At 57.3% G+C, this 26,376-nt stretch carries 27 protein-coding genes; 12 read left to right on the top strand and 15 right to left on the bottom strand.

Features of this window, described 5'->3' with window-relative positions; all coding sequences use genetic code 11:
• Positions 1-89: 89 nt before the first annotated feature.
• The 3 genes from P4L78_RS18935 to P4L78_RS18925 form a co-directional block, all read right to left on the bottom strand.
• On the bottom strand, positions 90-818 hold the full coding sequence (locus tag P4L78_RS18935; RefSeq protein WP_309329899.1) for an anaerobic ribonucleoside-triphosphate reductase activating protein: 729 nt from the start codon (positions 816-818) through the stop codon (positions 90-92).
• A gap of 22 nt (positions 819-840) precedes the next feature.
• A complete protein-coding gene (nrdD, locus tag P4L78_RS18930; protein WP_309329897.1) occupies positions 841-1,029 on the bottom strand; it encodes an anaerobic ribonucleoside-triphosphate reductase in 189 nt (62 codons plus the stop codon).
• Positions 1,030-1,157: 128 nt separating this feature from the next.
• Positions 1,158-3,152, bottom strand: a complete 1,995-nt coding sequence (locus tag P4L78_RS18925) for a ribonucleoside triphosphate reductase (protein ID WP_309329895.1) — start codon at positions 3,150-3,152, stop codon at positions 1,158-1,160.
• Between the two features lie 740 nt (positions 3,153-3,892).
• Here P4L78_RS18925 and P4L78_RS18920 point away from each other — a divergent pair.
• Positions 3,893-4,090, top strand: a complete 198-nt coding sequence (locus P4L78_RS18920) for a hypothetical protein (protein WP_309329893.1) — start codon at positions 3,893-3,895, stop codon at positions 4,088-4,090.
• 95 nt (positions 4,091-4,185) lie between these two features.
• Here the strand turns inward: P4L78_RS18920 and P4L78_RS18915 are convergent, their stop codons facing one another.
• The gene (locus P4L78_RS18915; RefSeq protein ID WP_309329891.1) at positions 4,186-4,809 is read right to left on the bottom strand and encodes a TetR/AcrR family transcriptional regulator; all 624 of its coding nucleotides are present in this window, start codon (positions 4,807-4,809) and stop codon (positions 4,186-4,188) included.
• Positions 4,810-4,864: 55 nt separating this feature from the next.
• On the opposite strand from P4L78_RS18915, the gene P4L78_RS18910 reads away from it, so the two are divergent.
• Positions 4,865-5,437 (top strand): hydrolase, encoded by a 573-nt coding sequence (locus tag P4L78_RS18910; protein WP_309329889.1) that lies wholly within the window; start codon positions 4,865-4,867, stop codon positions 5,435-5,437.
• Here the strand turns inward: P4L78_RS18910 and P4L78_RS18905 are convergent.
• From P4L78_RS18905 to argH, 5 genes are all read right to left on the bottom strand, one after another.
• Positions 5,434-5,979 (bottom strand): MOSC domain-containing protein, encoded by a 546-nt coding sequence (locus P4L78_RS18905; protein ID WP_309329887.1) that lies wholly within the window; start codon positions 5,977-5,979, stop codon positions 5,434-5,436. The two genes, P4L78_RS18910 and P4L78_RS18905, sit on opposite strands and share 4 nt — an antisense overlap.
• Positions 5,980-6,042: 63 nt before the next feature.
• The gene (locus P4L78_RS18900) at positions 6,043-6,810 is read right to left on the bottom strand and encodes a pyridoxine 5'-phosphate synthase (RefSeq protein ID WP_309329885.1); all 768 of its coding nucleotides are present in this window, start codon (positions 6,808-6,810) and stop codon (positions 6,043-6,045) included.
• A 127-nt stretch (positions 6,811-6,937) separates the two neighbouring features.
• Positions 6,938-7,552 carry an NUDIX hydrolase gene (locus P4L78_RS18895; RefSeq protein ID WP_309329883.1) on the bottom strand — a complete coding sequence of 205 codons (615 nt, stop codon included), beginning with the start codon at positions 7,550-7,552 and terminating at the stop codon, positions 6,938-6,940.
• Between the two features lie 77 nt (positions 7,553-7,629).
• The gene (locus P4L78_RS18890) at positions 7,630-8,118 is read right to left on the bottom strand and encodes a GNAT family N-acetyltransferase (protein WP_309329881.1); all 489 of its coding nucleotides are present in this window, start codon (positions 8,116-8,118) and stop codon (positions 7,630-7,632) included.
• A gap of 99 nt (positions 8,119-8,217) precedes the next feature.
• On the bottom strand, positions 8,218-9,603 hold the full coding sequence (gene argH / locus P4L78_RS18885) for an argininosuccinate lyase (protein WP_283151109.1): 1,386 nt from the start codon (positions 9,601-9,603) through the stop codon (positions 8,218-8,220).
• Between the two features lie 331 nt (positions 9,604-9,934).
• Here argH and P4L78_RS18880 point away from each other — a divergent pair, with 331 nt between their 5' ends.
• Complete coding sequence (locus P4L78_RS18880; protein ID WP_283151108.1) at positions 9,935-10,615, top strand: SPOR domain-containing protein; 681 nt, start codon at positions 9,935-9,937, stop codon at positions 10,613-10,615.
• A gap of 116 nt (positions 10,616-10,731) precedes the next feature.
• Positions 10,732-11,403 (top strand): thiol:disulfide interchange protein DsbA/DsbL, encoded by a 672-nt coding sequence (locus P4L78_RS18875; RefSeq protein WP_309329879.1) that lies wholly within the window; start codon positions 10,732-10,734, stop codon positions 11,401-11,403.
• An 88-nt stretch (positions 11,404-11,491) separates the two neighbouring features.
• Here the strand turns inward: P4L78_RS18875 and P4L78_RS18870 are convergent, their stop codons facing one another.
• The 4 genes from P4L78_RS18870 to P4L78_RS18855 all read right to left on the bottom strand — a co-directional run bounded on the left by P4L78_RS18870 (position 11,492) and on the right by P4L78_RS18855 (position 15,038).
• Positions 11,492-11,944, bottom strand: coding sequence for an SCP2 sterol-binding domain-containing protein (locus P4L78_RS18870; protein ID WP_309329877.1), 453 nt, complete (start codon positions 11,942-11,944; stop codon positions 11,492-11,494).
• Entirely contained in the window at positions 11,938-12,828 is an 891-nt protein-coding gene (locus P4L78_RS18865; RefSeq protein ID WP_309329875.1) for a U32 family peptidase, read from the bottom strand. The genes P4L78_RS18870 and P4L78_RS18865 overlap by 7 nt, the downstream gene beginning before the upstream one ends.
• 59 nt (positions 12,829-12,887) lie before the next feature.
• Positions 12,888-13,886 carry a peptidase U32 family protein gene (locus P4L78_RS18860; RefSeq protein ID WP_309329873.1) on the bottom strand — a complete coding sequence of 333 codons (999 nt, stop codon included), beginning with the start codon at positions 13,884-13,886 and terminating at the stop codon, positions 12,888-12,890.
• Between the two features lie 210 nt (positions 13,887-14,096).
• Positions 14,097-15,038, bottom strand: coding sequence for a carbohydrate kinase family protein (locus tag P4L78_RS18855; RefSeq protein WP_309329870.1), 942 nt, complete (start codon positions 15,036-15,038; stop codon positions 14,097-14,099).
• Positions 15,039-15,458: 420 nt separating this feature from the next.
• Here P4L78_RS18855 and P4L78_RS18850 point away from each other — a divergent pair, with 420 nt between their 5' ends.
• Entirely contained in the window at positions 15,459-16,904 is a 1,446-nt protein-coding gene (locus tag P4L78_RS18850; RefSeq protein ID WP_309329868.1) for a catalase, read from the top strand.
• Positions 16,905-17,498: 594 nt separating this feature from the next.
• Here the strand turns inward: P4L78_RS18850 and P4L78_RS18845 are convergent.
• Both P4L78_RS18845 and P4L78_RS18840 read right to left on the bottom strand, forming a co-directional pair.
• Positions 17,499-18,566 carry a patatin-like phospholipase family protein gene (locus P4L78_RS18845; RefSeq protein WP_309329866.1) on the bottom strand — a complete coding sequence of 356 codons (1,068 nt, stop codon included), beginning with the start codon at positions 18,564-18,566 and terminating at the stop codon, positions 17,499-17,501.
• Positions 18,563-19,294: a pseudouridine synthase gene (locus tag P4L78_RS18840; RefSeq protein ID WP_309329864.1), complete on the bottom strand. Its 732-nt coding sequence runs from the start codon at positions 19,292-19,294 to the stop codon at positions 18,563-18,565. The genes P4L78_RS18845 and P4L78_RS18840 overlap by 4 nt, the downstream gene beginning before the upstream one ends.
• An 88-nt stretch (positions 19,295-19,382) precedes the next feature.
• Between P4L78_RS18840 and P4L78_RS18835 the strand changes: the two genes are divergently transcribed.
• The 7 genes from P4L78_RS18835 (at position 19,383) to P4L78_RS18805 (ending at position 26,178) form a co-directional block, all read left to right on the top strand.
• Positions 19,383-19,967: a uracil-DNA glycosylase family protein gene (locus P4L78_RS18835; protein ID WP_309329862.1), complete on the top strand. Its 585-nt coding sequence runs from the start codon at positions 19,383-19,385 to the stop codon at positions 19,965-19,967.
• 58 nt (positions 19,968-20,025) lie between these two features.
• Positions 20,026-20,541 carry a MarR family transcriptional regulator gene (locus P4L78_RS18830; protein WP_283151098.1) on the top strand — a complete coding sequence of 172 codons (516 nt, stop codon included), beginning with the start codon at positions 20,026-20,028 and terminating at the stop codon, positions 20,539-20,541.
• 68 nt (positions 20,542-20,609) lie between these two features.
• Positions 20,610-22,040, top strand: coding sequence for an efflux transporter outer membrane subunit (locus P4L78_RS18825; protein WP_309329860.1), 1,431 nt, complete (start codon positions 20,610-20,612; stop codon positions 22,038-22,040).
• 90 nt (positions 22,041-22,130) lie between these two features.
• Positions 22,131-23,303, top strand: coding sequence for an efflux RND transporter periplasmic adaptor subunit (locus P4L78_RS18820; protein ID WP_283151096.1), 1,173 nt, complete (start codon positions 22,131-22,133; stop codon positions 23,301-23,303).
• A gap of 140 nt (positions 23,304-23,443) precedes the next feature.
• Positions 23,444-25,006, top strand: a complete 1,563-nt coding sequence (locus P4L78_RS18815; protein WP_309329858.1) for a DHA2 family efflux MFS transporter permease subunit — start codon at positions 23,444-23,446, stop codon at positions 25,004-25,006.
• A gap of 118 nt (positions 25,007-25,124) precedes the next feature.
• On the top strand, positions 25,125-25,502 hold the full coding sequence (locus P4L78_RS18810; RefSeq protein WP_283151094.1) for an antitoxin Xre/MbcA/ParS toxin-binding domain-containing protein: 378 nt from the start codon (positions 25,125-25,127) through the stop codon (positions 25,500-25,502).
• On the top strand, positions 25,477-26,178 hold the full coding sequence (locus P4L78_RS18805) for an RES family NAD+ phosphorylase (protein ID WP_309329855.1): 702 nt from the start codon (positions 25,477-25,479) through the stop codon (positions 26,176-26,178). Before P4L78_RS18810 ends, P4L78_RS18805 begins: the two co-directional genes overlap by 26 nt.
• Positions 26,179-26,376: the final 198 nt, after the last annotated feature.

Below are 26,376 nucleotides of genomic sequence, written 5' to 3'. Positions count from 1 at the left end.
GCGGGTTTGGTCGTCGAGTGATTTTGATCTAGATCAAGGCGTTGCTGCGCTGATGATGCCGTGTATAAAAATCACGAGATGAGCGGTGATTAATGCGCCCTTATACGTGTGCCAGGTACCAGTTTGCTCAGCTGCTGCAATGTGGCGGGGCTCGGATAATTGGCTGGTGCCGGTTGCTGCAGCAATTGGCTGGAGGCGCAGCCGTTGGGCCGGAAAGGTTGCAGCACGAAGTCTTGCACGCCATAAACCGCCAGTGTTCCGGCCAACCGCAGCAAGGCATCGTCGTTCAGCAAAGATGGGTGGATGGTGGTGCGGCACTCATAGGCCACGCCGCTATCGCGTATGAGCCTTAGCGATTCGCGCGCGGGGTCGCCACTTGAGCGAATCTGCGTTACGCCTTCATATTCGGCAAAGGGGGCTTTGACATCAAAGCCCACCCAGTCCAGATAAGGCAGGCATTGTTTCAGTCGCTCCGGATAGGCGCCGCCGGTATGCAGCGCTACCTCGAACCCCATGGCTTTGACTTGCGCCATCATCAACGGCAACCAACGTTCGGTCAGCGGCTCACCACCACAAAAGACCACGGCATCCAGCAAGCCTTTGCGTCCCTCCAGCCAGTTGACGATGTCATCCCAAGTTGGTTCGGTCGGTGTTTTGCTGCGTGTTTGCAAATGCGGATTATGACAATAGTGACAACGCCAGGGGCAGCCAGAGATGAACACCACGCAAGCGAGCTTGCCCGGATAGTCGCAACTGGAGAACGGCACAAGTCCGCCCAGCTTGGGTGGATGCGGCGCGTGTTCGTCTGGCGTGGTCATATCGGCGTGCTCTTGATGTTATTCAATGTTGTTCGGTAAAGAATTGGCGCTCGGCGAACTCACCCTGCTTGCCGATATTGAATGCGGAAACGGGCCGGTGATAACCCATTACGCGTGTCCACACTTCGCAGCGGGTGCGTTCTTCATCTTTGAGCTGGATGGCCTGTTCTGTGGCGTTGTGCAGATGTTGCTGGATGCTGAGGTCGTTCATGGCGTGCTCCTGTTAGATCACTGGCCCAAAAGATTGCTTGGGTTTTGGGTTGGAAGAGAAGAAAAGAACGCGGCTGGAATTCCGTGGCAACCGTTCAGCCGCGTGCGCTGCATGCATATGCAGCAAACCTAGGCGCAGCAGGGCTGCTTTTTGCTAATCAAGTCGGCATCACATTTCGGGCAGAACTCATGGTGTCCGCTCAAATAGCCGTGCTTGGGGCAGATTGAAAAAGTGGGCGAAATCGTCACATAGGGCAGCCGGTAATTCGCCAGCGCACGTTTAACCAAGGTGCGGCAGGCGTCGGCGCTGGAGATGGCCTCGTTCATATACAGATGCAGTACCGTGCCGCCGGTGTATTTGCGCTGCAGTACTTCCTGGCGCGCCAGCGCTTCGAACGGGTCGTCGGTATAACCCACCGGCAATTGGGTGGAGTTGGTGTAATAAGGTTGCGCCACGGTGCCCGCTTGTAGGATTTCCGGATAACGGCGTTTGTCTTCTTTGGCGAAGCGATAGGTGGTGCCTTCGGCTGGCGTGGCTTCCAGGTTGTACAGATGGCCGGTTTCTTCCTGGAATGTCGTCATCTGATCACGAATGTGATCCATAAGCCGGTTGGCAAAGTCGTAACCCCACGGCGTGGTGATGTCGTGTTCGTTATCCGTAAAGTTGCGGATCATCTCGTTGACGCCGTTCACACCCAGAGTGCTGAAGTGGTTGCGCAGCGTACCCAGATAGCGCTTGGTATAGGGATAGAGGCCGCCCGCAATCAGCCGATCGATCAGTTTGCGTTTGATTTCCAGGCTTTGTTTGGCCAGTTCCATCAATTCATCTACGCGGGCAAAAGCACCGACTTCATCCCCCTTGAATTCGTAGCCAATGCGGGCGCAATTAAGCGTCACCACGCCAAGACTGCCGGTTTGCTCGGCAGAGCCAAACAGCCCGTTGCCGCGCTTGAGCAGCTCGCGCAAATCCAGCTGCAAACGGCAGCACATGGAGCGCACCATGTGCGGCTCCAGATCACTGTTCAAAAAGTTCTGAAAGTAGGGCAGGCCGTATTTGGCAGTCATTTCGAACAGCAAAACGGTGTTGGGGTGATCCCAATCGAAGTCTTTGGTGATGTTGTAGGTGGGGATCGGAAAGGTGAACACGCGGCCCAGCGCATCGCCTTCCATCATCACTTCGATGTAGGCGCGGTTGACCATATCCATCTCGGCTTGCAGTTCGCCGTAGCTGAACGGCATTTCCTGACCGCCCACATACGGGATTTGCTCGCGCAGATCTTCCGGGCAAACCCAGTCAAAGGTCAGATTGGTAAACGGCGTCTGCGTACCCCAGCGGCTAGGCACGTTCAGGTTGTAGATCAGTTCCTGAATGTACTGCTTGACCTGCTTGAAACTGAGTTGGTCGACGCGGATAAACGGCGCCATATAAGTATCGAAAGACGAGAACGCCTGCGCGCCCGCCCATTCGTTTTGCAAGGTGCCAAGGAAGTTGACGATCTGGCCGATGGCGCTGGACATATGCTTGGGCGGCGTAGCGTCCACTTTGCCCGGCACGCCATTGAAGCCTTCGTGCAGCAAGCGGCGCAGCGACCAACCGGCGCAATAGCCGGAGAGCATGTCCAGATCATGGATGTGGATCGCACCCGAGCGATGTGCCGCGCCGATTTCCGGAGGATAAACGTGGTTGAGCCAGTAATTGGCAATGACCTTGCCGCTGGTGTTCAGGATCATGCCACCCAGACTCCAGCCCTGGTTGGCATTGGCATTCACACGCCAGTCAGACTGGTTCAGATATTCGTTGATGCTGGATTCAACGTCCACCACGGTACGGGTGTCAGCGCGCAGGCGGGCATGCTGGCTGCGATATGCAATATAGGCCCGCGCGGTTTGCAGGTGATGCTGCTCCAGCAGGGCTTCTTCTACCTGATCCTGAATCGCTTCAATGCCCGGCGCGTTGGTTCCGGCCAGACGCCCGGTGACCAGTTGGGCTAGTTCCAGCGCCTGGGGTGCATTGAATTCGCCACTCAACTGCGCTGCTCGCTCTAACGCACTGGCGATCTTGGCCGCTTCAAAGGGGACGATACGGCCGTCGCGTTTGCGCACGTAGAGTGGCTGAGTGGTCACGATAAAACCTCTATATATGGTTAACTAATCAATTAACGACACCATATATAGTGTTTATCGAGGGCGATAGTCAGAAGCCGCTACTGTTTGTCGGTTATCAAAAAAGGTGAGACTTTAAAGCCAAAATATGAGACACCCGATATGGCTATCTCACGGGCGCTGTCATCAAGGTCAGCGACGACGCATCACAAGACAAGAAGCTGTGTCTCGTCTACCCCGCCCGCATCACCCTGCCGACCAGCCGCATCCATATCGACAACAGATGGATGAACCAGACCCCCGGTATGGCGGTGACGGTGGGAGTGAAAACCGGACGCAGGCGCGTGGCGGAGTATTTCCTGAGTCCGCTGATTGAATATGCGAGTGAAAGTTTGCGGGAGAGGTAAATTATTTATAATTTAATTATTCTTATTTTTCTTGGGGGGAGGTCTATGGAATTAGCAGTTCATATTTGGTCTGTTCTGTATGGATTGGTATTCCTATTTTACGTTGTTTTTTGTGTTCTTTATTTGCTTGATCGAAGACGACGCCCCAGGGTTCGCGATGCGAATTATCGGTTTTTACAGGATGTGAGAAATAAGGCCCAAGAGGGTTATTGGGTGGCAAAAGTTCTTCTGTTTACGCATTGGGCTATTTTTTCACTTGGTGTTGTGGCGGTTTTTTTTCTAATCAAAAAGCAGTAATTCAGGAATTAACTGGTGGTATTTTTTATATCAAAAAATTAGAGCAGGGGGAGTGCGATGGAAGCTTTGGGCATGATCGGCACATTGAATCAAGCTATTGCAGCTGCGGTACACAGTGCTACCAGTCTCATCTTTGGGCTGTATTTCATTTCATTTATTTTTGTTGAAGCCCAGCCTAAATACCTTAAATTGTTAGCCCCGTTGTCTCATCTTTTCGTAGTCACGACACTGTTTGATGCCGGTCAATTACGATAAAAATGAGAGGCGTGAAGAATGCCCAGTCCAAACTCTGGACAGCTTCTCCACGCTGAGCCCCGACACAGAAGCGGGTCTGCCCAAGACATCAGTTTTCAGGACGTAGCTGGTCCTAACCGGCTTTTTATCCACCCTAGCAGCATCTCGCGTAAAGCTTGCAGCGCGGCGTCGCGCTGGGGGAGATCAGTTTCACCGTTGAGTGCTACCGCGGCTTTCATGATTTGCAGGATCGCAATGGCAATCGGCGTTAGTTCTTCATCGCTGATGGCTGGGGCTTTGCGGCGCAAGATATCCAGCACTTGCTCGCGCAAGCGTTGGCGAATGCCACTGGCGCGCACGAAAGGTGCGCCTCGTGCTTCTACCAGAACAGCAAAGGCAGGATGTGCGGCGCGAAACTCGATCAGCGCGGCGAATAGCTGTGACCCTGTTTCTTGCAGACTCAGGCTGTTGGCCCGTGCCGCCAAGGCACTCATTTGCAAGTGTAGATCAGCCGCGTGTTCGGTCAGGATTGCATCCGCCACATGTTCTTTGGTGGGGAAAAACTGATAAAGCGAGCCAATGGATGCCCCGGCCTGCGCGGCAATCCCGGTCATGGTGGTCGCTTCAAAGCCTTTGGCCGCAAACAGGGTAGCGGCGGCGTCCAGCAAGGCGGCAACCCGTTGGCGACCGCGTTCACGCTGCGGTTGTTTAGCGGTGATACTTGCGTTTTGTGAGGTCATCCTCATATACTCGTTTTTGTGAGGAGTTCCTCACATAATGATGGAGTGCAACGACATGGTAAAGCTTGATCCGCAAACCACCGCATTGGTATTGATTGATCTGCAACAAGGCATTCTGCCGTTTGCTGGCGGCCCGCACACCGCACAAACGGTGGTAGAGCATGGTGATGCATTGGCTCGGCGCTTCCGTGAGTTAGGCGCTCCTGTCGTGCTGGTCCGCGTGGGCTGGGCCGGTGATTTTGCCGATGCGCTTAAGCAACCGGTGGATAAGCCTTCGCCCGCTGCCACTTTGCCGGCCAACTGGCTGGAATTTGCCGCAGACCTGGCAGTAAGCGATCAGGATATCAAGATCACCAAGCGCCAGTGGGGCGCATTTTATGGCACCGAACTGGACTTGCAATTGCGCCGCCGTGGCATCAAAACCATTGTGCTGGCCGGGATTTCGACCAACATCGGTGTTGAATCAACCGCTCGCGCAGCGTGGGAGCATGGTTATGCACTGGTGATTGCGGAAGATGCCTGCAGTGCAGCGAATGTCGAACAACATGCGTTTGCATTCGCGAATATCTTTCCCCGTTTGTCGCAGGTACGCAGTACCGCTGAGGTGCTGGAAGGTCTGGCTGGCTAAACGCGTTCGAGCTTGTGGTGGGGTAGCGGTGGCAACTCGACCCGGATGATTTCGCCGGGACGGGTTTCGCCGCTGCCCAGCACCACGCCCATTACACCCGCTTTGCGTACTAGATTGCCAGCCCCATCTCGCCCCAACACAGCGGCCGTCAGTCCTTGTTGATAGTGATCCAGTTGCGCACATGGGTTACGCAGGCCGGTAATCTCCACCACCGCCTGCTCGCCGATATGCAAACGGGCTCCTCGCGGTAAACCCAACAGATCGATACCGCGGGTGGTGATATTTTCGCCCATTTGCCCCGGCAGCAAATCAAACCCGCGTTCACGCAATTCGTCATGCAGTTCGGCGTGAATCAGATGCACCTGGCGCAAGTTGGGCTGGGTTGGGTCAACCGCCACACGCGAGCGATGCTTAACCGTCGTCCCCATGTGAGCGTCTCCTTCCACCCCCAAACCTGCCAGCAGCCGGATGCTGACCACGTTGGGTTTGCTGAAAGTGTGGCTGGCGCTCACGCTGACTTGCATTACAACGCCGGACTGCATTGGGGTTCCTTGCCGGAGAAAATGCTAAACAAGTTGCGGGATCAATCCCGTATCTGGGCAGGCTTAACGGGCTGCGTGGCAAATGGCGACGTACTGTCGCACCACATTGGCAAAACCGCTTTCCAGTGACTCCACCACCAGCGCATGGCCGATCGAGACTTCATCCACCCCCGGCACCGCCTGCAGAAAATCGCCCAGATTCTGCAGGTTAAGGTCATGGCCTGCATTCAGCCCTAACCCGGCTTGATGCGCTGCTTTGCCGGCTGCTACATAGCCATCCAGCACCTGCGCATGGCTGCCTTCGCCATGGCGCACCGCGTATTCTTCGGTGTAAAGCTCGACTCGCGCCGCGCCGGTTTGCGGGGCCAGAGCAATCTGCTCCACGTCCGGGTCAACAAACAGGCTCACACGAATACCCGCGGCGTTCAGTTCTGCCACGACCGGTTTGAGAAAATCCAGCCGCTCGCGAATGTTCCAGCCATGGTCAGAAGTCAGTTGGCCGGGTTCATCCGGCACCAGCGTGCATTGGGCCGGGCGCGCTTGCAGCACTACGTCGAGGAAATCGCGCGAAGGATAGCCTTCAATGTTCAGCTCGGTGCCGGGAAAGTCGCGTACCAGCGCGGCCAATGCCAAGGCGTCGGCATTGCGGGCATGGCGTTGATCCGGGCGCGGGTGGATCGTGACGCCAGCGGCGCCATTTTCCAGCGCGAGACGGGCAAAGTGCAGCACCGAAGGGTAATCACGTCCGCGCGAATTGCGGATCAGGGCGATCTTGTTGAGATTGACGCTGAGCTGGGTGGGCATGGTGTAGGGCGCGCTGCGGTTTGCCAAAGAAGAGCATTTTTCCCTGAATGACCGTGGGTGTCCATCGCGCCGACCTGCTTTGGGAGGCGTTTCGCAGAAAAAACCGGGTGCTGGCGCTGGATAGCAGGGAGTGAATGCTGTTCCGCCGGTGTGATCAGTCGAAATCAACCCCGCCGCTGGCCCGTAATTCAAACAGCCGCGCAATCTGCTCGGGCAGGATGCGTTGCAATGACAACGGCGGCAGATCATCGAGCGCAAAGAAACCCACGCCATCCGTTTCGATCCCGTCTGGCTGACCTTCGCTGAGGATTTCGCCCTGAAAGATCAGCTTCCAGATATGGAACGGCTCGGGTGGATGAGCATGCTGGTGCATGTCGATCAGCTTCATAAAACGGCTAATGCGCACTACAAAACCCGCTTCTTCCAGCACTTCCCGGGCGGCGATCTGTGCTGGCGTTGAGCCCACGTCGGCCCAGCCTCCGGGCAATGTCCAGTAGCCGTCGCTCAGTTCGCGCACCAGCAAAATGCGATCATCCCGGAACACGGCGGTGCGCACGTCCAGCTTGGGGTTGGCATAGCCCTTTTCAGGGATAAACAACTGCGTGATTTGCTCCGTGGTGGCCGCGCCAGTCAGCTCGGCCAACTGGGCATGGGCGATGGCGGCGATTTCCTGGTAGCGCTGAATATCGAACGGATCGCGGGCGTAATGCAGCCCGGTTTGGGCCACGGCTTGCAGGCGGCGAGCTTGTTCAAGGCGGGAAGTCGTCATCGGGATCATCCTGGGCGAAGGGTGGCCACCATCATTTGACGGCAGGAGCGAGCTTGTCAAACCACTCGTTCACAGCTTCAGTTCGCTGCGGTCGAGTGCGGCGACCAAAGCATGTCTACATGCAGAATGCCATCTTCATCGTAAGGCTCACCCACTGGCTCAAAACCCAATGACTGATACATGCGCTGCAAATGCGCCTGCGCACCAATCCGGTTACCAAGGCCTGGCCAGATTTGCGCCGACTGCCGCAACCCTTCGGCCACCAATCGTTTACCCATGCCACCCTGGCGTGCAATCGGCGCAACCACAACCCGGCCGATCGAAGGTTCGGCATATTTCAAACCAGGCGGCACTAGGCGCAACGCGGCAACGACTTTGCCCTGGGCGTTTTGTCCAACCAGGTGCCACGACGGCGAGTCCAGATCATCCAGATCGGGGTAGACACAGTTTTGCTCAATGATGAACACGTCCTGACGCAGCTTGAGATAGTCAAACAACGTGGGGATATCGAACTCGGCAAAGGCCAGCCAGTGCCATTGGATATCAGCTTGGGAAGGCATAGTCATCGAAGGTAAGTCCAGAGTGTCGGAGCTTGAAACAAAACAGGCCGCAATGGCGGCCTGTTGGGGTGTGCAAATCGGGTTTGACCGATCAAGGCTGCCGGGTCAGACGCCCAGGCGCTGGCGCCATTTGCCAATCTGCAGTCGCACCTGATTGGGTGCGGTGCCGCCGACGTGGTCACGTGCCGCAATGCTGCCTTCGGGTGTGAGCACTTCGGTGATATCGGAATCAATCAGCGACGAGAAGCTTTGCAGTTCTACCAGTTGCAGCTCGGACAAATCCTTGCGCTTTTCTTCGGCGTAACGCACCGCCAAAGCAACGGCTTCATGTGCATCGCGGAACGGCAGGCCTTTCTTGACCAGATAATCGGCCAGATCGGTGGCAGTGGCATAACCCTGTTTGACCGCAGCGGCCATACACTCCGGGCGCACGGTAATGCCACGCATCATGTCGGCGTAAATGCGCAGCGTGTCGACCAAGGTATCCACGGTGTCGAACAGCGGCTCTTTGTCTTCCTGATTGTCTTTGTTGTAGGCCAGTGGCTGGCCCTTCATCAATGTCAGCAGGGATACCAGATTGCCATTCACGCGACCGGTTTTGCCGCGCACCAGTTCTGGCACATCCGGGTTCTTCTTCTGCGGCATGATCGACGAGCCGGTACAGAAACGGTCGGCGATATCAATAAAGCCGAAGCGCGGGCTCATCCACAGGATCAGTTCTTCTGACAAGCGCGACAGGTGCGTCATGGTCAGCGCGGCGGCAGAGGTGAATTCGATGGCGAAATCGCGATCAGACACTGCGTCCAGCGAGTTTTCACAGACGGCTTCAAAATTGAGCAGTTCGGCCGTGTAGTTGCGATCAATCGGGAAAGTCGTGCCCGCGAGCGCGGCAGCGCCCAGCGGCATCCGGTTAACGCGGCGGCGGGCATCGGCAAAACGCTCGGCATCACGGCCCAGCATTTCCACATACGCCAGCATGTGATGACCAAACGTCACCGGCTGCGCCACTTGCAGATGGGTAAAGCCCGGCATGACGGTGGACGCGTGTTTCTCGGCCAGTTCCAGCAGCGAAATTTGCAGGTCGTGCACCAGGCCAATCAGCAGATCAACCGCTCCGCGCAGATACAGGCGGATATCTGTGGCGACCTGGTCGTTGCGGCTACGTCCGGTATGCAGACGTTTGCCCGCGTCGCCGATTTTTTCGGTCAGGCGACGCTCGATATTCATGTGTACGTCTTCGAGATCCAGCGACCACTCAAAAGTGCCGTGACGGATATCGTCCAGGATGTCGGCCATGCCAGACTGGATGGCACGCAGGTCTTCTGCCGTCAGGACGCCCGCGCGTTGCAGCATGGTGGCGTGTGCCAGCGAACCTTGAATGTCCACCTCAGCCATGCGCTTGTCGAAATCGACCGATGCGGTATAGCGCTTGACCAGATCGGAGACGGGTTCGGTGAACCGGCCGGACCAGCCTTTTTTTGAATCCTGCATGGGGAAAAACCCTGGAAACACGAGACGAGGGGCTGATTATATGACGGCCAGACTTCTGTTGCACTGCACCGTCACTTCCTGAGAAGCAAAATTACTCTTTATTATCTGCGGCAAGGCCTATTGCGGGTGCTAGAATTCCGCCGTTTGCCGCGCTAGGCGCCGGTTTCGGGCACATTGACCGTCCGGCGCCCGAAATGAGCCTTTTAGTATCAGGCATAAATCGATATCGTGTTGATTACGGTAAAAACCCGGCCAGGCTGGCGCGATTGTCAGCGAATTGGCGGTACAGGCGTTATGGGAAGCGCCGGAGAAGGAATACATGAGTAGAGATATGAAGCGCACCCGTTCAAGTGGCACATCGTCGCGCGGGGGCGGTGGGGGAGGCGGTGGTTCTTTATTGACGGGGCTTGTGCTGGGAGCACTGGTCGGCGTTGCCGTTGCAGTCGGGGTCGCGTTCTACATCAATCGTGGTACCAATCCGTTTGCCAACAAGGCCGCATCGCCACCGCCGGACGCGGTGTCCAGCGCGCCGGTTTCGGTGGCGAATCAGCCCGAAGTCTTGCGCCCGCAAGGTGAAGGTAAGGATGTTGCACAGCCCTTGCCGCAGTCTGGCGGTGCGGCCACGCCAACACCGGCGCCCAAGGTTGCCAGTGAAGGCGAACGCTTTGATTTCTACAAAGTGTTGCCGGCCATGTCAGATAAAAGCGACAAACAGGCTGCCCCGACCAAAAAACCGGTTCAGCCTGACGCTACTCCGCCCGCTACGGTAGAGGCGCCCAAAGGGGCTTATCTGCAGGTCGGGGCATTCCAGGATGAGCAAGAAGCGGACAACCTGAAAGCCAAGCTGGCATTGATCGGGATTGAAGCGCGCATTCAGACGGTGGAAACCCAGGACAAGGGCGTCTGGCATCGGGTGCGGGTTGGTCCGTTCAGCAGCGTGGCCGATATGGATAAGGCGCGGGGCGATCTCAAGTCCAATGGCATTGTCGCCGCGACTGTGAAAGGGCAGTAACCAGGTCAGTGACTGAACTTGGGTAGTCGCAACATAAAATGGCAAGACAGTGAATTTATGCGGGCAAAGGCGGTCACAGCCGCCGTTGCCATCTAAACAATAAAGGAACGTTAGCAATGACCCGCTGGATCAAATCCTTGCTGCTCGCAGTTGGCCTGGTGGCCGCGGTAGCAGCGCATGCCGATATCAAAGAAGGCACCGAATACAAACTGATGACCAATCCCGTGCCGGTGCAGCAACCTGGCAAGATCGAAGTCATCGAGTTCTTTTGGTACGGCTGCCCGCATTGTTTCCACGTTGAACCGTATGTAGAGAAATGGGCTGCCGCGTTGCCCAAGGATGTGAACTTCATCCGTTATCACGTGGTGTGGCAAGGCCGTAGCGATATCGTCGCTCACGCCAAAATTTTTGTGGCACTGAACCAGATGGGCATTGCGGCCAAGTACCAGCAAGCCGTGTTCAATGCGGTTCAACGTGACGGTCTGGAACTGCGTCGCGATGAAGTCCTGTTTGACTGGGTGAAGAAGCAAGGCATCAATGTCGACAAGTTCAAGGCCGCTTATAACTCGTTCTCGGCCAACGCTGAGTTGGGCAAGCTTTCGCAACTGGTGAACACCTACCAGATTGATGGCGTCCCGACCTTTATCGTGAACGGCAAATTTGTAACTGCGCCGTCCATGGTAGGCAAGGAAGACGGTACCGTGCTGACGGTGATCGACCAGTTGATCGCCAAAGAGCGCGCAACACAGAAAAAACCTGCTGCCGCCGCAACCACCAAGAAAAAATAACAGCACGCTAGTTCGCTGCATGTGCTGTGAAAAGCAAAACGCCCGGTCAGATACTTGCCGGGCGTTTTCTTTTTGGCGGGCGAAACCGTTAGCTGGCGAGATGGCCGGGCGTGAGCCAGCGGGCAATGGGCTTTGGCAAGCTTTGATAGAGCGCGTCCCAATCGGTCGCATCCAGCCGGTTTTTCAGATGCAGGCCTAACTCGGTGTCGCCTTCAATCAGCAGTTTGCGCTGAAAGAACAGCGTGTCCGGATCAGCCTCGTGTCGCATCAACGCCGCCAGATCGCGCCAGTTGGCGGCCAGCGTGACCGAGGCAGGCGCGTTGCTGGCAGCAAAGCGGCGGCCATTATGGGTAAGCGTCAAACCACATCCCAGATCATGGATGGCGATGCGCACTGTCTGCCCGTTCAGCCAGGAAAAATCGTCATCCGCCCACAACCTGGGTGCCAGCCGGTTAAGTACAAAGCCAGCAACCAGCGCCGGTGGCGCTTCGGGTAAACGTGGCAGTACCTTGCGCGGCAAAGTGGTAAAGAAGTTCAGCATGCGACGCTCCCGATCAGATGTTCGATCCCGGCTTTGCCGTACCAATAACCGTTGGCAATACCTTCGGGTTGCCACGTGGCGATATCGGGCTCGACGGCTTCTCCGGCCAAAGCTGCCGCATAGGCGCGCACCCATTCTTCGGTGAAGTGCGCTTGCGGGCTGATGCGCAAAACATCCACGCCGCTGGATTTCAGCTCAGGCAGTGCGCTGAACAGACTTTGGCAAGCGGCGGACTGGGTCTGTATACCATTGATGCGCAAGAACGGCCGACCATCACGTGTGTTCACGTCCAGCCCGTCCGGATGTTCAATACAGCGAAATTCACAGGCATCTTTGCTCAGATCAAAATGCCGTGCCGTGAAACAACGGGCGGAAAAGGCCAGCGGCACATGACCATGGGCGAAAATTTCGGTGGGAATGCTGCAACTGCGTTCTGCCAGCAACTGGCGTAATGCTGCGCCGGGCATTTCTACTGGCGGCACCCAGCTGGTGGCACCACGTGCGGCGTACCAATCCAGCGTAGCGCCGTTGTAGATATTCAAATGCGGGCCAGCTACAAACGGCACGTCCGCGTCCTGGGCAATCTTGACCGCGCCAAGGTCGTTGGCTTCCAGCGCGAACCCGGCGTCGGCCAGTTTGCGCAGGCTGATCAAATCACCCGCCGATTCCAGCAATGCTTGCGACGACAACACCACAGTTTTGCCTGCTTGCTGGAGCGTTTGCGCCAATTCAATCCAGTCGGCAGTACGTAGCTCGTGGCGGCGGGCACAGACCACTTCACCCAGATAAATGATGTCCACCGGCCAGTGGGCGGCGGCGGCGTAAAAGTCGCTGACCTGGCTGCGCGGCCAGTAATACAGCAGAGGGCCTAAGGCGATTTTCATGCGCGTTTCCTTGATCATTGCTTGTTCTGGTTTGGTAGTAACCGCAGGCGTTAGCCGGTTCAGCGCCACGGCCGGTGATAGGCGCCCAGCGTTTGCTGATGCCCTTCCGAGACGTCGGTCAGTTGGCGGGTCCAGTCTGGTTTGACGGCATAACGGCTGCTGGCTGCGGCATCGATGGCCTCACGCATCACTTTGGTCACCTGGGCGGTGTAGGTCGGGCTGCGTTGGCGGCCTTCGACCTTGATGGCGGCGACGCCGATACGTAATAGCTCTGGCAGGATCGCTAGCGTGTTCAGGCTGGTAGGTTCTTCCAGCGCGTAATACGTATCACCGGAGACCTCAAAACGGCCTTTGCACAGGGTCGGATAACCAGCCGGTTCACCTTCGGCAAAGCGGTCAATCAAAATGCCGTTGAGACGGGCATTGAGCGTGCCGCCGGTTTGCTCCCAGCGCACATGCGCAGCGGGTGAGCACACGCCGTGGGTATTAGGCGATTCACCGGTCGCCCACGATGACAGCTGGCAACGGCCTTCTGCCATGACGCACAGGCTGCCAAAACCGAATACTTCGACCTCTACTTTGGTATGTGCGGCCACGTACTCTACTTGCGGCAGGGTCAGCACCCGTGGCAGCACCACGCGGGAAATCCCGAAATGATCGCGGGCCAGGTTGATCGCGTCAGCGTTGGTGGCAGAGCCCTGTACCGAAAGATGGCGCCGCAATTGCGGATGCGTGCGGGTGGCGTATTCCAGCAGACCCATATCGGCAACAATCACTGCATCTGCACCCAGGTCAGCGGCGCGATCTACGGCGCGATGCCAGTGTGTGGTTTGCCCGGCTTGCGGGTAAGTGTTGATCGCCACCAGCACTTCGCGCTGGCGCTGGTGGGCGTAATGCACGCCGTCGGTGAGCTGCTGATCGGTGAAATTGAGTCCGGCAAAATTGCGGGCATTGGTGGGGTCTTTGAAGCCGACGTAGATCGCATCGGCGCCGTGGTCCACGGCTTTTTTCAGGGCTTGCAGGCTGCCAGCGGGGCAGACCAGATGAGGAACACGCATGCAACGCTCCGCCAGAGGCAAAGCGGAGCAGCTTAGGCTGGTTGCCGTGAATGGCCCTTAATCCTGATCAAGATGAATTCTTGTAATTGGCAGGCGCCGACAAAGCGAATGCGGTGAATATCAGGTAGTGCCCAAAGCAAAGACCCGATACGCCGTCATGTACTACTGACGGCGTATCGGGTCTGAGGTTTTGCCAAGCCAGGGGCTCAGTTAACTGGGCCAGCTTTCACCAAATGCCGCTTGATAACGCTGCTTGATATCGGCCAGTTCAACGTGATGATTCTGCGCACCGCGCTGAGCGATCTTGAGTGACCCCAAGAGGGACGCCAGCTTGCCGGTGCTCGGCCAGTCCCAGCCATGGCTGATGCCGTGCAACAAGCCGGCGCGGAAGGCGTCACCGCAACCGGTCGGGTCCACCACCGCTTCGGCTTTGACGGCCGGAATGCGATAAGTCTGGCCATCGGCAAAAATCTCCGAACCCTCTGCGCCATAAGTGACGATCAATGCTTTGACCTTTTGTGCCAGTTGCGCAATCGAGAAGCCGGTCTTTTTCGACATCACTTCGGCTTCGTAATCGTTCAGGGTCAGGTAGTCGGCCTGTTCGGTCATTTCCAGCATTTCTTCGCCCGAGAACAACGGCATGGCCTGGCCCGGATCAAAGATAAACGGCACGCTAGCAGCGGCCAGTTGGCGACAGCGTTCCTGCATGCCCAGCTTGCCATCCGGCCCGACGATGCCCAGCGTGACCGGCACGCCGATTTCAGTGAGTTGCACGAAGTGCGACAGATTCATGGCGCCTGGGTGGAAGGCAGCGATCTGGTTGTCGTCCAGATCGGTGGTCACAAAGCATTGCGCGGTGAAGTGTTCTGGCAATTCTTTGATCCCGACGCGGGAGATGCCCAGTTTATCCAGGCGAGCGGCATAGGGGCCGAAGTCGCTGCCGACCGTGCCGACCATCAGCGGCTCATCGCCCAAGCCTTTCAGGCTATAGGCAATGTTGCCGGCGCAACCACCCAGTTCGCGGCGCATCTCCGGCACCAGGAACGAGATGGAAAGAATATGTAGCTGGTCGGGCAACAAATGATTTTTGAACTGGTCCTGGAACACCATGATGGTGTCGTAGGCAATGGAACCACTGATCAGGATAGCCATGATGCGCTCGGTGCTGGAAATGTTCGCATTATGCCATTGCCCTGACGCGACGGGCGCTGGCGACATGCAATGCCATTTAATCGCACGCAGTGTTTATCCAGTTCTGCATAAATCTGGGCCAAATCCGGTCTATACCGATTGCAGCGCCCCAAGTGGTTGATCCTCGCGGTCGATCAAAGCGGGCAACGGTGGTGAGTCCCAATATAGTTTTTAACTACCAAAGAAGTATGGATATTCAATTTTTATTATTGGCTGGCGTCGCCCACAATCAGTTCATCCCCTCAGGCAAGAGTGCGCATCATGCAGCTATTCAGACGCAGCGAGTGGGCAGAGCTTTGGGCGCATTACAGCGGATCGTATTAGCCGGATTGTTCATCTGTCCCAACCCTTTTCAGAGCACATAGTTCAGGAGCCTTAACCATGTCTGACCGTCCGATTCTGACGTCCAATTTTGGCCAGCCGATTCCCGATAACCAGAACAGCGTGACCGCTGGCCCGCGCGGGCCGGTGCTGCTACAAGACATTCATCTGGTGGAAAAACTGGCCCACTTTAACCGTGAGCGGGTGCCAGAGCGGGTGGTCCATGCCAAAGGCTCCGGCGCATACGGCACTTTCCGGGTGACTGCGGATATAACCGCCTATACGCGCGCCAAGCTTTTCAGTGAACTCGGCAAAGAGACCCCGGTATTCCTGCGTTTTTCTACGGTGGGTGGGGAATCTGGTTCTGCCGACACCGAGCGCGATCCACGCGGTTTTGCGGTGAAGTTCTACACGGAAGACGGCAACTGGGACATGGTGGGCAATAACACGCCAGTATTCTTCATCAAAGACCCGCTCAAGTTCCCGGACTTTATCCACACCCAGAAGCGTAATCCGCAAACGCACCTGAAAGACGCCAATGCCAAATGGGACTTTTGGTCGCTCTCGCCCGAGGCGCTGCATCAGATTCTCATCTTGTTTTCGGATCGGGGCACGCCTGATGGCTTCCGTTTTATGCATGGCTTCTCCAGCCACACCTTCAGCCTGATTAACGCCGCTGGCGAGCGCGTGTGGGTGAAGTGGCATTTCAAGAACAAGGCCGGCATCAAGAATCTGCACCCGAGCGAAGCGGGCCGCCTGGCCGGGGCCGATCCGGATTACGCCCAACGTGATCTGTTCAACGCCATCGACAAGGGGGACTTTCCCAAGTGGCGTGTCTGTATCCAGGTGATGACAGAAACCCAGGCGCAACAGTTCCGGTGGAACCCGTTTGATCTGACCAAAATCTGGCCGCACGCCGAGTTCCCATTAATTGAAGTCGGCGAGCTGGAACTGAACCGCAATCCGCAAAACTACTTTGCCGAAGTTGAACAAGCCGCCTTGTCGCCCGCCAATATTGTGGATGGCATGGGCTTCTCGCCGGACAAAATGCTGCAAGGTCGTCTGTTTGCCTACAACGATGCGCATCGCTATCGCATCGGCAGCAACTACGCGCAGTTGCCGGTGAACGCGCCGCAATGCCCGTTCCACAACTATCAACGCGATGGCTCCATGCGTTTTGACGGTAATGGTGGCGCGGCGCCGGTGTATGAACCCAACTCGCTGGATGGCTCTGCCGAGCAAGCGCCAGGTTACGCCGAACCCGCGCTGGCGCTGGGTGAGGTGAGTGCTGATCGCTATAGCCATGCTGAAACCGAGCATGATCATTACTCGCAACCGGCAGCGTTGTTCCATTTGATGGATGGCTCGCAGCAACAATTGCTGATCGATAACATCGCTGGCTCAATGGCCGCCGTGACGCAACCGGGCGTGGTGCAGCGGATGCTGGGGCATTTCGAGAAGGTCGATCCGAAGCTGGCGGCGGGGATTGCGGCGAAGCTGGGTTAATTTAATTGATGCCGGAGAAAAAAGCGCGGGCCGGGATGGCTTGCGCATTTTTTCGTGGATTGAGTTCATGCCCGTGAAGCTGAGCGTATCTGCATCGCCACCCCGGATTCCCGCTTCGCTCAATCCGGGCTACGGTTCTTGTTTTACGCTGAAGGCGTGTTTTTGTTAGTGCCTGCGGCACGGTTGTGAAAAGCGTTTGATACCCGGTGGTGACCGGGAGCACGACACCTTTCTTTGCGTCGCCAAAGAAAGGTGTCCCAAAGTCCCGCAGAGCGGGATAGCAAAAGGCGACCCGACAGCGCAAGCGCAAACGCAAGCGCAAACGCAAACGCAAACGCAAACGCAAACGCAAACGCAAACGCAAACGGGGCCCGAAGTCAAAAGCCGAAACGAACAGACTGGTGACCAGTTGCCTTTACGCGCATCCTGCGTTCCCTCGGTCGGCCGGAGCCTGAGGTCTCCGGCTCTCGGTCGGCGTGTTCCGTTGCTTTGTCTGCCAGGTAAAGATCAAAAGCCAGGCAAAAGGGTGACGTGGTAACCAGTAGCCCGGATGAAGCGAAGCGAGAATCCGGGGGTGCAATGCCCCAGCGACCCTCACCGCCGCCCTGGCAATGGCTCAACAAACTGTACCGGTTCCCGGCTGTGGATCAACCTCGCAAAGTCCTCCGCCAGATACTGCCCGGCCTCAATCGCCACCTTCCAGTCGCGAACCCGTTCGGCATCGCGGCCTTCGTAACGGATGAAATCTTTGCGATCCGGCACACGTTGGTTTGGCAACAGCTTGAGAAACTCATCGGTCGGTGCCAGCAATACCGTGCGTTCCATAAACAGCGGTTTGCGCCACGGCAGAAATTTATCCAGCCAGCCGGTGGTGACTTTGCTGGCAAAGTGCGGCAACAACATCAGTCCTTGCGGCTCGGCCAGCGCCAGATCCATGTGGTAATCAATCAGCCCGCCATCCAGATAAGTCCCGGCAGGTGCACCGGGGATGTCTTTCACTGCTTCCAGTACGCCAGGGATGGCGCCGCTGGCCAGCAAAGCATCGCTGAAATTGGCGGTATTGAGTGGCACGGCGGTATCACCAAAGCCGTCGTCGATAAAGCGGGCGGGGTGCGCGCCGGTGTGAAATACCACGCGCTGAAAGAAATTGGCCATATGCCGACGGCCACGGGCGTTGGCGAAAACAGCTCGGACCAGCGCTTTGCGGTCACTGCGGCTGCCTGAGCCATCCACGCCGTTCAGGCCGCGTGCGGTGAGGATATGCAAATGCAGCTTGGGGTTGCTGATGATCTGCTCGACGCCATCGCTACCGAACATCGCCGTCATGATCTTGCGGGCTTCGTGGGTGACTTCGCTGGCCGGTGGCTTGACGGTGTAGCGTTGCTCCAGATACGCGGCTTCAAAGCGCTCCAGCCCGGCCAGCGGATCATTCATGGCCACCGCAGCCAGTCGCCACGCGCCTATCGATGCGCCTACGGCTTGCAGCGGCGTGCTCCGCGCGGCCAGCCATTCGCCAAATAGAATGCGATCCAGCCGTGCCAGCACTTGCCACTTGGGACCGCCCGCTGCCGCACCCAGATGAGAGAACATATCCGGCGTGAAACCGGCAGACTGAATCTGCGCCAGGGCTGCTGGCCCGGCCTGGATCTTCAGATACTTCATGCGGAGAGATCCGGTTCCCGGTTCAGTGCGGCGATGTGTTCATCAGTCAGATAACGCCATTCGCCTTCGCCCAAGTCCAGCGATGCCAGTGTCAGTCCGCCAATGGCCACGCGGGTCAGTGCCGCGCAGTGATTGCCCGCTGCGGCCAGCATGCGTTTAACCTGGTGATACTTGCCTTGGTCCAGCACCATCTCGATATGGAATTCGTCGACCATGCGTGCCGACAAAGCGGCAATCGGTGCGGGTTCGTCATGTAATTGCACGCCGTCGCGCAAGTGTTGCACCAATTTCTCGGTGGCCGCTTCGGCGACGGTTGCCAGATACGTTTTAGGCTGATGATGGCGCGGGTGCGATTGCGCGTGGATAAACGCGCCGTCGTCTGACAACAGCAACAGGCCGGTGGTGTCATGGTCAAGCCGCCCGACCGGCTGGATGTCGCGTTCAATCAGCGGGTCCGGCAACAGCGTAAGAATGCCCGGATGATGGCTTGGTTTGCGCGAGCATTCATAATTGGTAGGCTTGTTCAGTGCCACATATAGCCGTTCGCGATAGGGCCAGTCTTCTTCACCGAACAAGGTGATGAGCATGCCGTCCGTTTCGAAAACGGTGCGGTAGTCGGTAGCGAGCTCGCCATTAATGGCGACTTCGCCGTCGGCAATGAGTTCGCGGCAGCCTTTGCGCGAGCCAAAGCCTTGGGATTGGAGAATGCGATCGAGTGCTAGTTTCATGGGCGCAACTTTAACGCGAGTGCGCGTTGACTGAAAGTAGGGCGGCCGCTATCAACGCCGCCGCCTTTTCATTTTTTTGCAGGTGGTGATGAGCGAGCTTGATTTACTGTTGACCGAGATCCGCGCCTGTACGCATTGCGCCGCATCCTTGCCACTTGGCCCAAGGCCGGTATTGAGTGCGTCGACCACTGCGCGAGTGCTGATTGTCGGACAGGCGCCAGGGACCAAAGTCCATGCCTCGGGCGTGCCGTGGTCAGATGCTTCTGGCCGACGCTTGCGCGAATGGTTGGGGGTGGATGAAGCCACTTTTTATGATGCGTCGCGCATCGCCATCGTGCCGATGGGTTTTTGCTATCCCGGCAAGGGCAAGTCCGGAGATTTACCGCCGCGGCCAGAATGCCGCCAGTTGTGGCATTCGCGCTTGTTGCCACTCATGCCACAGGTTGAGCTGGTGCTGGCGATTGGTCAGTACGCGCAGGCATATTTTCTTGGCGCCCAACGCAAAGCCGATCTCACCGCCACGGTGCGCGCATGGCGCGAATACAGCCCGCGCTGCATTCCGCTGCCTCATCCCAGCCCGCGTAATCAGGCGTGGTTAAAACAAAATCCGTGGTTTGCCGAGGAAGTCTTGCCCGAATTAAGGGCGTGCGTAGCGCACGCATTGACCAGATAACCGACTGACGGTTCAAATAATTCTTGCTATAAATAGTACAAATATTTACTATTTATCCATGAACGAAATCCATGATCACACCGATATCCCCAGTTTTGTGGATATTGAACAGCGAATCGAGCGTGTTTGCTCCCGCGTGCCGGGCAGCGATCGGCAGGGCGTATTGCTCAAAATGCTGCTGCAGCACGTCGCCGGTGGCCTGAACGCGCGCATGAATCAAGTGCTGCGTGAGTACAGCCTGAACCGCATCAGTTTTCTGGCGCTGGTCATGCTGGTCAGCTCGCAAGGCAAGCCGTTAAACCCGTCAGATCTGGCTGATTCGACTGGCGAATCGCGCGCCAATGTCACGCGGATTTGCGATGAGCTGGTTGCCAAAGAGTTGTTGACGCGTGAACCCAACCCGGAAGACCGGCGCCGCATCGATCTCTACCTGGCTCCGCATGGCGAAGAACTCGTAAAAGAGCTGCTGCCAAAAATCCAGAATTACGCCTTCGCACCATTTGAGGTGCTGACCGCCGAAGAGCGTGATGTGCTGGAAAGCGTATTGAAAAAATTGTTGGCTCGTCTGACTTGATCAACTACGGTTGATTGTCGCTGGCCACTTTTTTTTGCCTAAATAATTCCACTTTTGATTATAACGATATGAAACAAAAGCTTGCATTTGGCATATTAGTACTGTTGGCGGGATGCGCGAGCGTTCCGGATGACCACCCCTCGGTCAAGATGCGCGACGCCGCCGCCGCCCAGCTTTCCACCCAGCTCAAGCTGGCGCAGGAAGACTGGCCGCAAGCACGCTGGTGGACGCGTTATCAAGATGATCAGCTCAACGCATTGATGGATGCCGCCCTTAAGGGCTCGCCGTCGCTGGCCGTGGCGCAGACGCGCGTGACACTGGCGCAGACCGGCATCAGCCAGGCTCGCGCCGCCGACGGTGTGAACATTCGCGCCAGTGTGAACGTGACGCGTGAGATGACCTCGCAATACGGTATTTATCCACCGCCCCTGGCTGGCACCTGGATCACCGATAGCGAACCGATGGTCAACGCCACTTACCAGTTTGACTGGTGGGGCAAGCACAAGGCCGAGATCGCCGCCGCATTGGGCGAAACCGCTGCCAGTCGTGCGGATTACGCCGCGGCTGAACAAGCGCTGACCGCCGCTGTGGCGCAAGCCTACTTCGCCTGGCAAGCTGATTTGGCACGCATTGAACTGGTCAAGCAGCAGCGCGACGTGCAAAACAGGCTGCAAAAAATCGCGGTACGCCGCGTGCAAAGCGGTCTGGAAAACGACACTGTGCAGCGTAGCGCGAGTGGTGACGTGGCCAATCAGGACAGCGTGATCGCGCAACTGCAAACCAGTGAGCGCAAAGATCGTGAATCGCTGCGGGCTTTGGTTGGCGTGACCGGTAGTGATAGCGGCATCGACCATTTGGGCGCGCGGCCATTGCCGGTCACTGCCGGAGGCGTACCGACCGATCTTGGCCTGAATCTGGTGGCGCGTCGCCCCGACCTGCAAGCCGCACGCTGGCGCGTTGAAGCCAGTGTGCAGCGCACCGATGCCAGCAAAGCTGCGTTTTACCCCGATGTAAACCTGAGTGCCTTCTTCGGTTTCTCCAGCCTGAGTCTGGACGATTTGCTCAAACGCGGCACGCGTACCTATGGCATCACGCCAGGGATCAGCTTGCCGATCTTTGACAGCGGTCGCCTGGCGGCTGGCTTGCAAGGTGACCGTGCGCAGCGTGATGTTGCCATTGCCCAGTACAACCAGACATTGGTAAACGCCGTGCAGGACGTGGCCAATCAGGGCATTGCGCTGCAAGGCTTGAGCGATCAGGAAAAAGCGATGCGCGCTTATCTGCATGCCACTGAAGGCGTGCGCGACAGCCAGCAAAAACGGATGCAAAGCGGCCTGACGGATCAAGGCGCGGTACTGCGCGCCGAACTGCCGGTATTGATGATCCAGGACCAGTTGCTGGTGCTGAAGAATCGCCAGCTGGAAGCCGAAGTCGCGTTGGTTCGCGCCTTGGGTGGCGGTTACGAAGCCCCTGCCGATACCGCAGCGCAGGCCGAATAGGCGCCTGCCAAAGATCAGCATTTAAAAAATTGAGCAAAAGTGGTCAGCACTGACCACGCAAAAAGACAAAACAGATTCCGGAGAAACACCATGACGACAGAAACCAACGCCGCCCAGCCGGCAGCTACGCCTGAGCAAAAAAAGCGCAAACCGATAATGGCCATTATCACCACCGTATTTGTGCTGGCCGGGATCGGCTATGGCATTTACTACGCCACGGTGTTGTCGCAGCGCGAAGAAACCGATAACGCCTACGTGGGCGGCAACCTGGTCACGCTGACCTCGCAGGTCACCGGCACCGTGACTGAAATCCGTGCTGACGAAACACAATTTGTGAAGAGCGGCGAAGAAGTGGTCAAGCTGGACCCAGTGGACGCCAAAGTGGCGTTAGCGCAATCCGAAGCCGCCTTGGGCGACACCGTGCGCCAGTTGCGCCAGCAATATGCCAACGCCGCCCAGTACGATGCCGTGCTGGCCCAACGCAAGATTGATTTGTCCCGCGCTAACGATGACTTGAATCGCCGGGCGCCGCTGGCCGCCGACCATACTGTGTCGACGGAAGAAGTGTCCCACGCCAAAGATGCAGTCGAGAACGCCAAAGCCGCGCTCGATGTGGCGGTGAAGCAATCCGAAGCCCAGCACGCCAGCATTGATGGCGTGGATATCCCGCACCACCCGACCGTATTGCGCGCCAAGGCCAACTTTGAGCAAGCGTGGTTGTCGGTGCAACGCAACGCCATCGTCGCGCCGGTGTCGGGTTACGTGGCCAAGCGTGGTGTTCAGGTTGGTGCGCGTATCGCCCCGGGTCAATCGTTGCTGTCGATTGTGCCGCTGGATCAATTGTGGGTGGATGCCAACTTCAAGGAATCCGAGCTGCGCAATATCCGCATCGGTCAGGCCGCCAAAATCACCGCCGATATCTACGGTGGCAAGGTTGAGTATCACGGCAAAGTAGTTGGCCTGGGTGCCGGTACCGGTAGCGCCTTCAGCCTGCTGCCAGCGCAAAACGCGACCGGCAACTGGATCAAGGTGGTGCAGCGCGTGCCAGTGCGTATTCAGCTGGATGAAAAAGAACTGGCAGCGCATCCACTGCGGGTTGGCCTGTCGACCGTTGTTGAGGTCGATACCCATAACCGCGACGGCGATGTGCTGTCCGCCACCGCCGCCAACAAACCGCTATTCGCCACCGAGGCTTTTGCTCAACCGATGCAAGACGCCGAAAAGCTGGCCAACAACATTGTGACGAAGAACCTCGGCAAGTAAGACGCACCTTGGCGTGGCCGCCGGTGACAAATCAGGTGCGCCACGCAATCCAGCACATCAATTCGTTGATCATTGAATAAAAGAAAGCCAGCCGTCGCCCAAGGTAACGGTTGTGCCAGTTCTTACCCTGGAGGGTAATCATGGCTTCCAGCGACCAGGCGGTTGCACCCAGCCCCGCGCCTTTACATGGCGCCAAGCTCGGGCTAATGACGGTGGCATTGTCGTTTGCCACTTTCATGGAAATTCTCGACACCACCATCGTCAACGTGTCGGTGCCGCATATCGCCGGGGATCTGGCAGTGGCGGCCAATCAGGGCACATGGGCGATCAGTTCGTACGGTCTGGCGGCGGCGATTGCCGTGCCGCTGACCGGCTGGCTGGCTGGCCGCTTTGGCCAGGTGCGCTGTTTTTCGTTATCCGTGCTGTTGTTTACGGTGATGTCGATCATGTGTGGTCTGGCGAACAGCCTGCCCATGCTGGTGGCATTCCGTTTCCTGCAAGGTCTGGTCTCCGGCCCGATGGTGCCGTTGTCGCAAACCTTGCTGCTGAACAATTATCCACCCGAGAAAAAAGGCGTAGCGCTGGCGTTATGGTCGATGACGGTGATTGTTGCGCCGATCTTCGGGCCCTTGCTGGGCGGCTACATCACCGACCAGTTCAGCTGGCCGTGGATTTTCTACATCAATGTGCCGATTGGTCTGGCCGCCGGGATCATGTCCTGGCAGTTGCTCAAGCACCGCGAAACCAAGACCGTCAAACTGCCTATCGACGTGGTTGGGCTGATCTTGCTGGTGGTGGGCGTGGGTAGCCTGCAAGTCATGCTGGATAACGGTAACGATCTGGACTGGTTCAACTCCACCTTCATCGTTACCCTGGCTGTGATCGCAGTAACCGCGCTGACCTACTTCGTGGCGTGGGAGCTGACCGACAAACATCCGATTGTTGACCTCACCTTGCTCAAGCGGCGCAATTTCCGCATTGGCGTAATTGTGCTGTCGCTGGGCATGTTCTGCTTCTTTGGTTCGACCGTGCTGTTCCCGCTGTGGCTGCAAACCGTGATGGGTTACAACGCCACGTGGGCGGGGATCGCCACCGCGCCAGGCGGCGTGCTGGCGCTGCTGCTCTCGCCGATCATTGGCAAGAACATCAACCGGCTTGAGTTGCGCGTGGTGTCGTCAGTGGCGTTCACCGTGTTTGCCGGCACCATGTTCTGGTACGCCAGTTTTACGCTGGATACCAATTTCGGCTACATCGCACTGGCGCGCTTCTCGCAGGGGATTGCGATTGCGTGTTTCTTTATCCCGATCAACCAGATCATTCTGTCGGGATTGGGCGCGCAACAAATGGCTTCGGCTTCGGGCTTGTCCAACTTCTTCCGGACCATCTCGGGTAGCTTTGCCACGGCCATTGCCGTGTTCTTGTGGGATCGGCGCGAAACGTTTTCGCATGCCCGCCTGACCGAAAATATCACCAATGCCAGCCCGGCCACGACGGACTATCTGGCCAAGCTGCAAGACCTTGGTTTATCGGCGCAGGCGGCGTATGCCCAGGTGGATCAGGTGATCAATCAGCAGGCGTACATGATCGCCACAAAAGAAGTGTTCTGGCTGCTGGGTGTGATCTTCCTGTCGCTGGTGGCCATTGTCTGGCTGGCTAAACCGCCATTCACCAACAATGCCGGTTCGGGTGGTGGCGGTCACTGAGTCCACGTGACGACTCAGGCGGGTTCATCAAGACTCACAGAAAAACCCCACGTTGATCGGTGGGGTTTTTCTGTGGAAACAATAAAGTGGTATATTTTCCTCAGAAAGGAGTTTTGCCATGACTGCACTTGAAAAAGTCACGCCGCAAGAAGAAGCAGTAATCACCAAAGCTGTAGTGCGCACGGCAGAGAAGCTCGATTTTCGCCAATCTGACCTGGGCCGACTGCTTGGGTTGTCTGGCGCCAGCGTCAGCCGCATGGTGCACGGTCAGTACGAACTGAATACGCATCGCCCGGAATGGGATGCCGCGCTGGCGCTGATTCGTGTTTATCGCTCGCTGTCGTCGATTCTCGGCGGGCAGGAAGACCTGATCCGGCGCTGGATGCACTCACCCAACACCGATCTGGGTGGCGTGCCGTCCGATATCGTCCGGCGCGGTGCCGGTGGCTTGTTTCAGGTAGGGATTTATCTTGATTCCATGCGCGGCCGAATCTAACGCAGAAGTCGCCCTCAAACCCTGGCGTTCGGTGGAAACCCAACGCGAGGTGGCGACACTGGCGCTGGTGGATAACGATCCGGATGAACAAGCCCTGCTTGAGGCCATTCTGGATGACAACAAACCGCCGCTGCCGACCGATGCCGCCAAACTGCATTACCTGTTAAGCACGCCGTTTCGCTATCCGGCGCATCCTCCCAATGGCAGTCGCTTTGTGCGGCCCGGCGCGCTGGGAATGCTTTATGCCGCCGAAAACAAACTGACGGCCATGGCGGAATCCGGTTACTGGCAGCATCGCTTCAACCGGGCTTCGGCTGGTTTGCGCGATACCCATATCACGCTAGCCCGCACCTTGTTTCAAGTTAGCGTCGCGGGCAAAGCCATTGATTTGCTCAAGCCACCGTTTGCTGAACATGCCAGCCTGTGGAACGCACCAGACAACTACACCGCCACGCACGAACTGGGCAGCGCCGCGCGTGAGAACAGCGATGTCGATCTCATTCTGTATGAATCCGTACGCGACCCGGACCACGGTGTGTGTGTGGCGGTGGTAAACGTGCGGGCATTCAAACGGCGCAAACCATTGGCCAGCGAAGAATGGCATTTAACGCTGCAAGGCCCCAACGTGCTGTTCCGGCGCGGCGTGGAAACCATCTCTTTTCGCTTTGAAAACTGAATCGCGCTTCCGATACCGGAAAAATGGCGCCGTCGATGCCGGTAAACCCGCCAATTAGCCAGGGATACGGCATTCGCTGGATGGCTTTGGCCGGGACGGGCCCGCAGAATGTGCGGCAATGGCAAAACGTGGTCGATCTATCTTGCTGATCGCGTAACAGCATCAGGCAATTAGCCATTTTTGCGCACAACCGTTTAA

Source organism: Silvimonas sp., assembly GCF_031291215.1.
Classification (GTDB): domain Bacteria; phylum Pseudomonadota; class Gammaproteobacteria; order Burkholderiales; family Chitinibacteraceae; genus Silvimonas; species Silvimonas soli.
This window is presented reverse-complemented; position numbering and strand designations above follow the sequence as displayed.

Excerpts from the sequence above, each read along its gene's own strand:
- P4L78_RS18815 (WP_309329858.1), top strand. The coding sequence starts at position 23,444 with ATGGCTTCCAGCGACCAGGCGGTTGCACCCAGCCCCGCGCCTTTACAT.
- P4L78_RS18865 (WP_309329875.1), bottom strand. The coding sequence starts at position 12,828 with ATGAAAATCGCCTTAGGCCCTCTGCTGTATTACTGGCCGCGCAGCCAG.
- P4L78_RS18820 (WP_283151096.1), top strand. The coding sequence starts at position 22,131 with ATGACGACAGAAACCAACGCCGCCCAGCCGGCAGCTACGCCTGAGCAA.
- P4L78_RS18830 (WP_283151098.1), top strand. The coding sequence starts at position 20,026 with ATGAACGAAATCCATGATCACACCGATATCCCCAGTTTTGTGGATATT.
- P4L78_RS18825 (WP_309329860.1), top strand. The coding sequence starts at position 20,610 with ATGAAACAAAAGCTTGCATTTGGCATATTAGTACTGTTGGCGGGATGC.
- P4L78_RS18905 (WP_309329887.1), bottom strand. The coding sequence starts at position 5,979 with ATGCAGTCCGGCGTTGTAATGCAAGTCAGCGTGAGCGCCAGCCACACT.
- P4L78_RS18935 (WP_309329899.1), bottom strand. The coding sequence starts at position 818 with ATGACCACGCCAGACGAACACGCGCCGCATCCACCCAAGCTGGGCGGA.
- P4L78_RS18915 (WP_309329891.1), bottom strand. The coding sequence starts at position 4,809 with ATGACCTCACAAAACGCAAGTATCACCGCTAAACAACCGCAGCGTGAA.
- P4L78_RS18845 (WP_309329866.1), bottom strand. The coding sequence starts at position 18,566 with ATGAAGTATCTGAAGATCCAGGCCGGGCCAGCAGCCCTGGCGCAGATT.
- P4L78_RS18880 (WP_283151108.1), top strand. The coding sequence starts at position 9,935 with ATGAAGCGCACCCGTTCAAGTGGCACATCGTCGCGCGGGGGCGGTGGG.
- P4L78_RS18855 (WP_309329870.1), bottom strand. The coding sequence starts at position 15,038 with ATGGCTATCCTGATCAGTGGTTCCATTGCCTACGACACCATCATGGTG.
- P4L78_RS18870 (WP_309329877.1), bottom strand. The coding sequence starts at position 11,944 with ATGCTGAACTTCTTTACCACTTTGCCGCGCAAGGTACTGCCACGTTTA.
- P4L78_RS18890 (WP_309329881.1), bottom strand. The coding sequence starts at position 8,118 with ATGACTATGCCTTCCCAAGCTGATATCCAATGGCACTGGCTGGCCTTT.
- argH (WP_283151109.1), bottom strand. The coding sequence starts at position 9,603 with ATGCAGGATTCAAAAAAAGGCTGGTCCGGCCGGTTCACCGAACCCGTC.
- P4L78_RS18910 (WP_309329889.1), top strand. The coding sequence starts at position 4,865 with ATGGTAAAGCTTGATCCGCAAACCACCGCATTGGTATTGATTGATCTG.
- P4L78_RS18810 (WP_283151094.1), top strand. The coding sequence starts at position 25,125 with ATGACTGCACTTGAAAAAGTCACGCCGCAAGAAGAAGCAGTAATCACC.
- P4L78_RS18920 (WP_309329893.1), top strand. The coding sequence starts at position 3,893 with ATGGAAGCTTTGGGCATGATCGGCACATTGAATCAAGCTATTGCAGCT.
- P4L78_RS18875 (WP_309329879.1), top strand. The coding sequence starts at position 10,732 with ATGACCCGCTGGATCAAATCCTTGCTGCTCGCAGTTGGCCTGGTGGCC.
- P4L78_RS18860 (WP_309329873.1), bottom strand. The coding sequence starts at position 13,886 with ATGCGTGTTCCTCATCTGGTCTGCCCCGCTGGCAGCCTGCAAGCCCTG.
- P4L78_RS18850 (WP_309329868.1), top strand. The coding sequence starts at position 15,459 with ATGTCTGACCGTCCGATTCTGACGTCCAATTTTGGCCAGCCGATTCCC.
- P4L78_RS18835 (WP_309329862.1), top strand. The coding sequence starts at position 19,383 with ATGAGCGAGCTTGATTTACTGTTGACCGAGATCCGCGCCTGTACGCAT.
- P4L78_RS18840 (WP_309329864.1), bottom strand. The coding sequence starts at position 19,294 with ATGAAACTAGCACTCGATCGCATTCTCCAATCCCAAGGCTTTGGCTCG.
- nrdD (WP_309329897.1), bottom strand. The coding sequence starts at position 1,029 with ATGAACGACCTCAGCATCCAGCAACATCTGCACAACGCCACAGAACAG.
- P4L78_RS18895 (WP_309329883.1), bottom strand. The coding sequence starts at position 7,552 with ATGACGACTTCCCGCCTTGAACAAGCTCGCCGCCTGCAAGCCGTGGCC.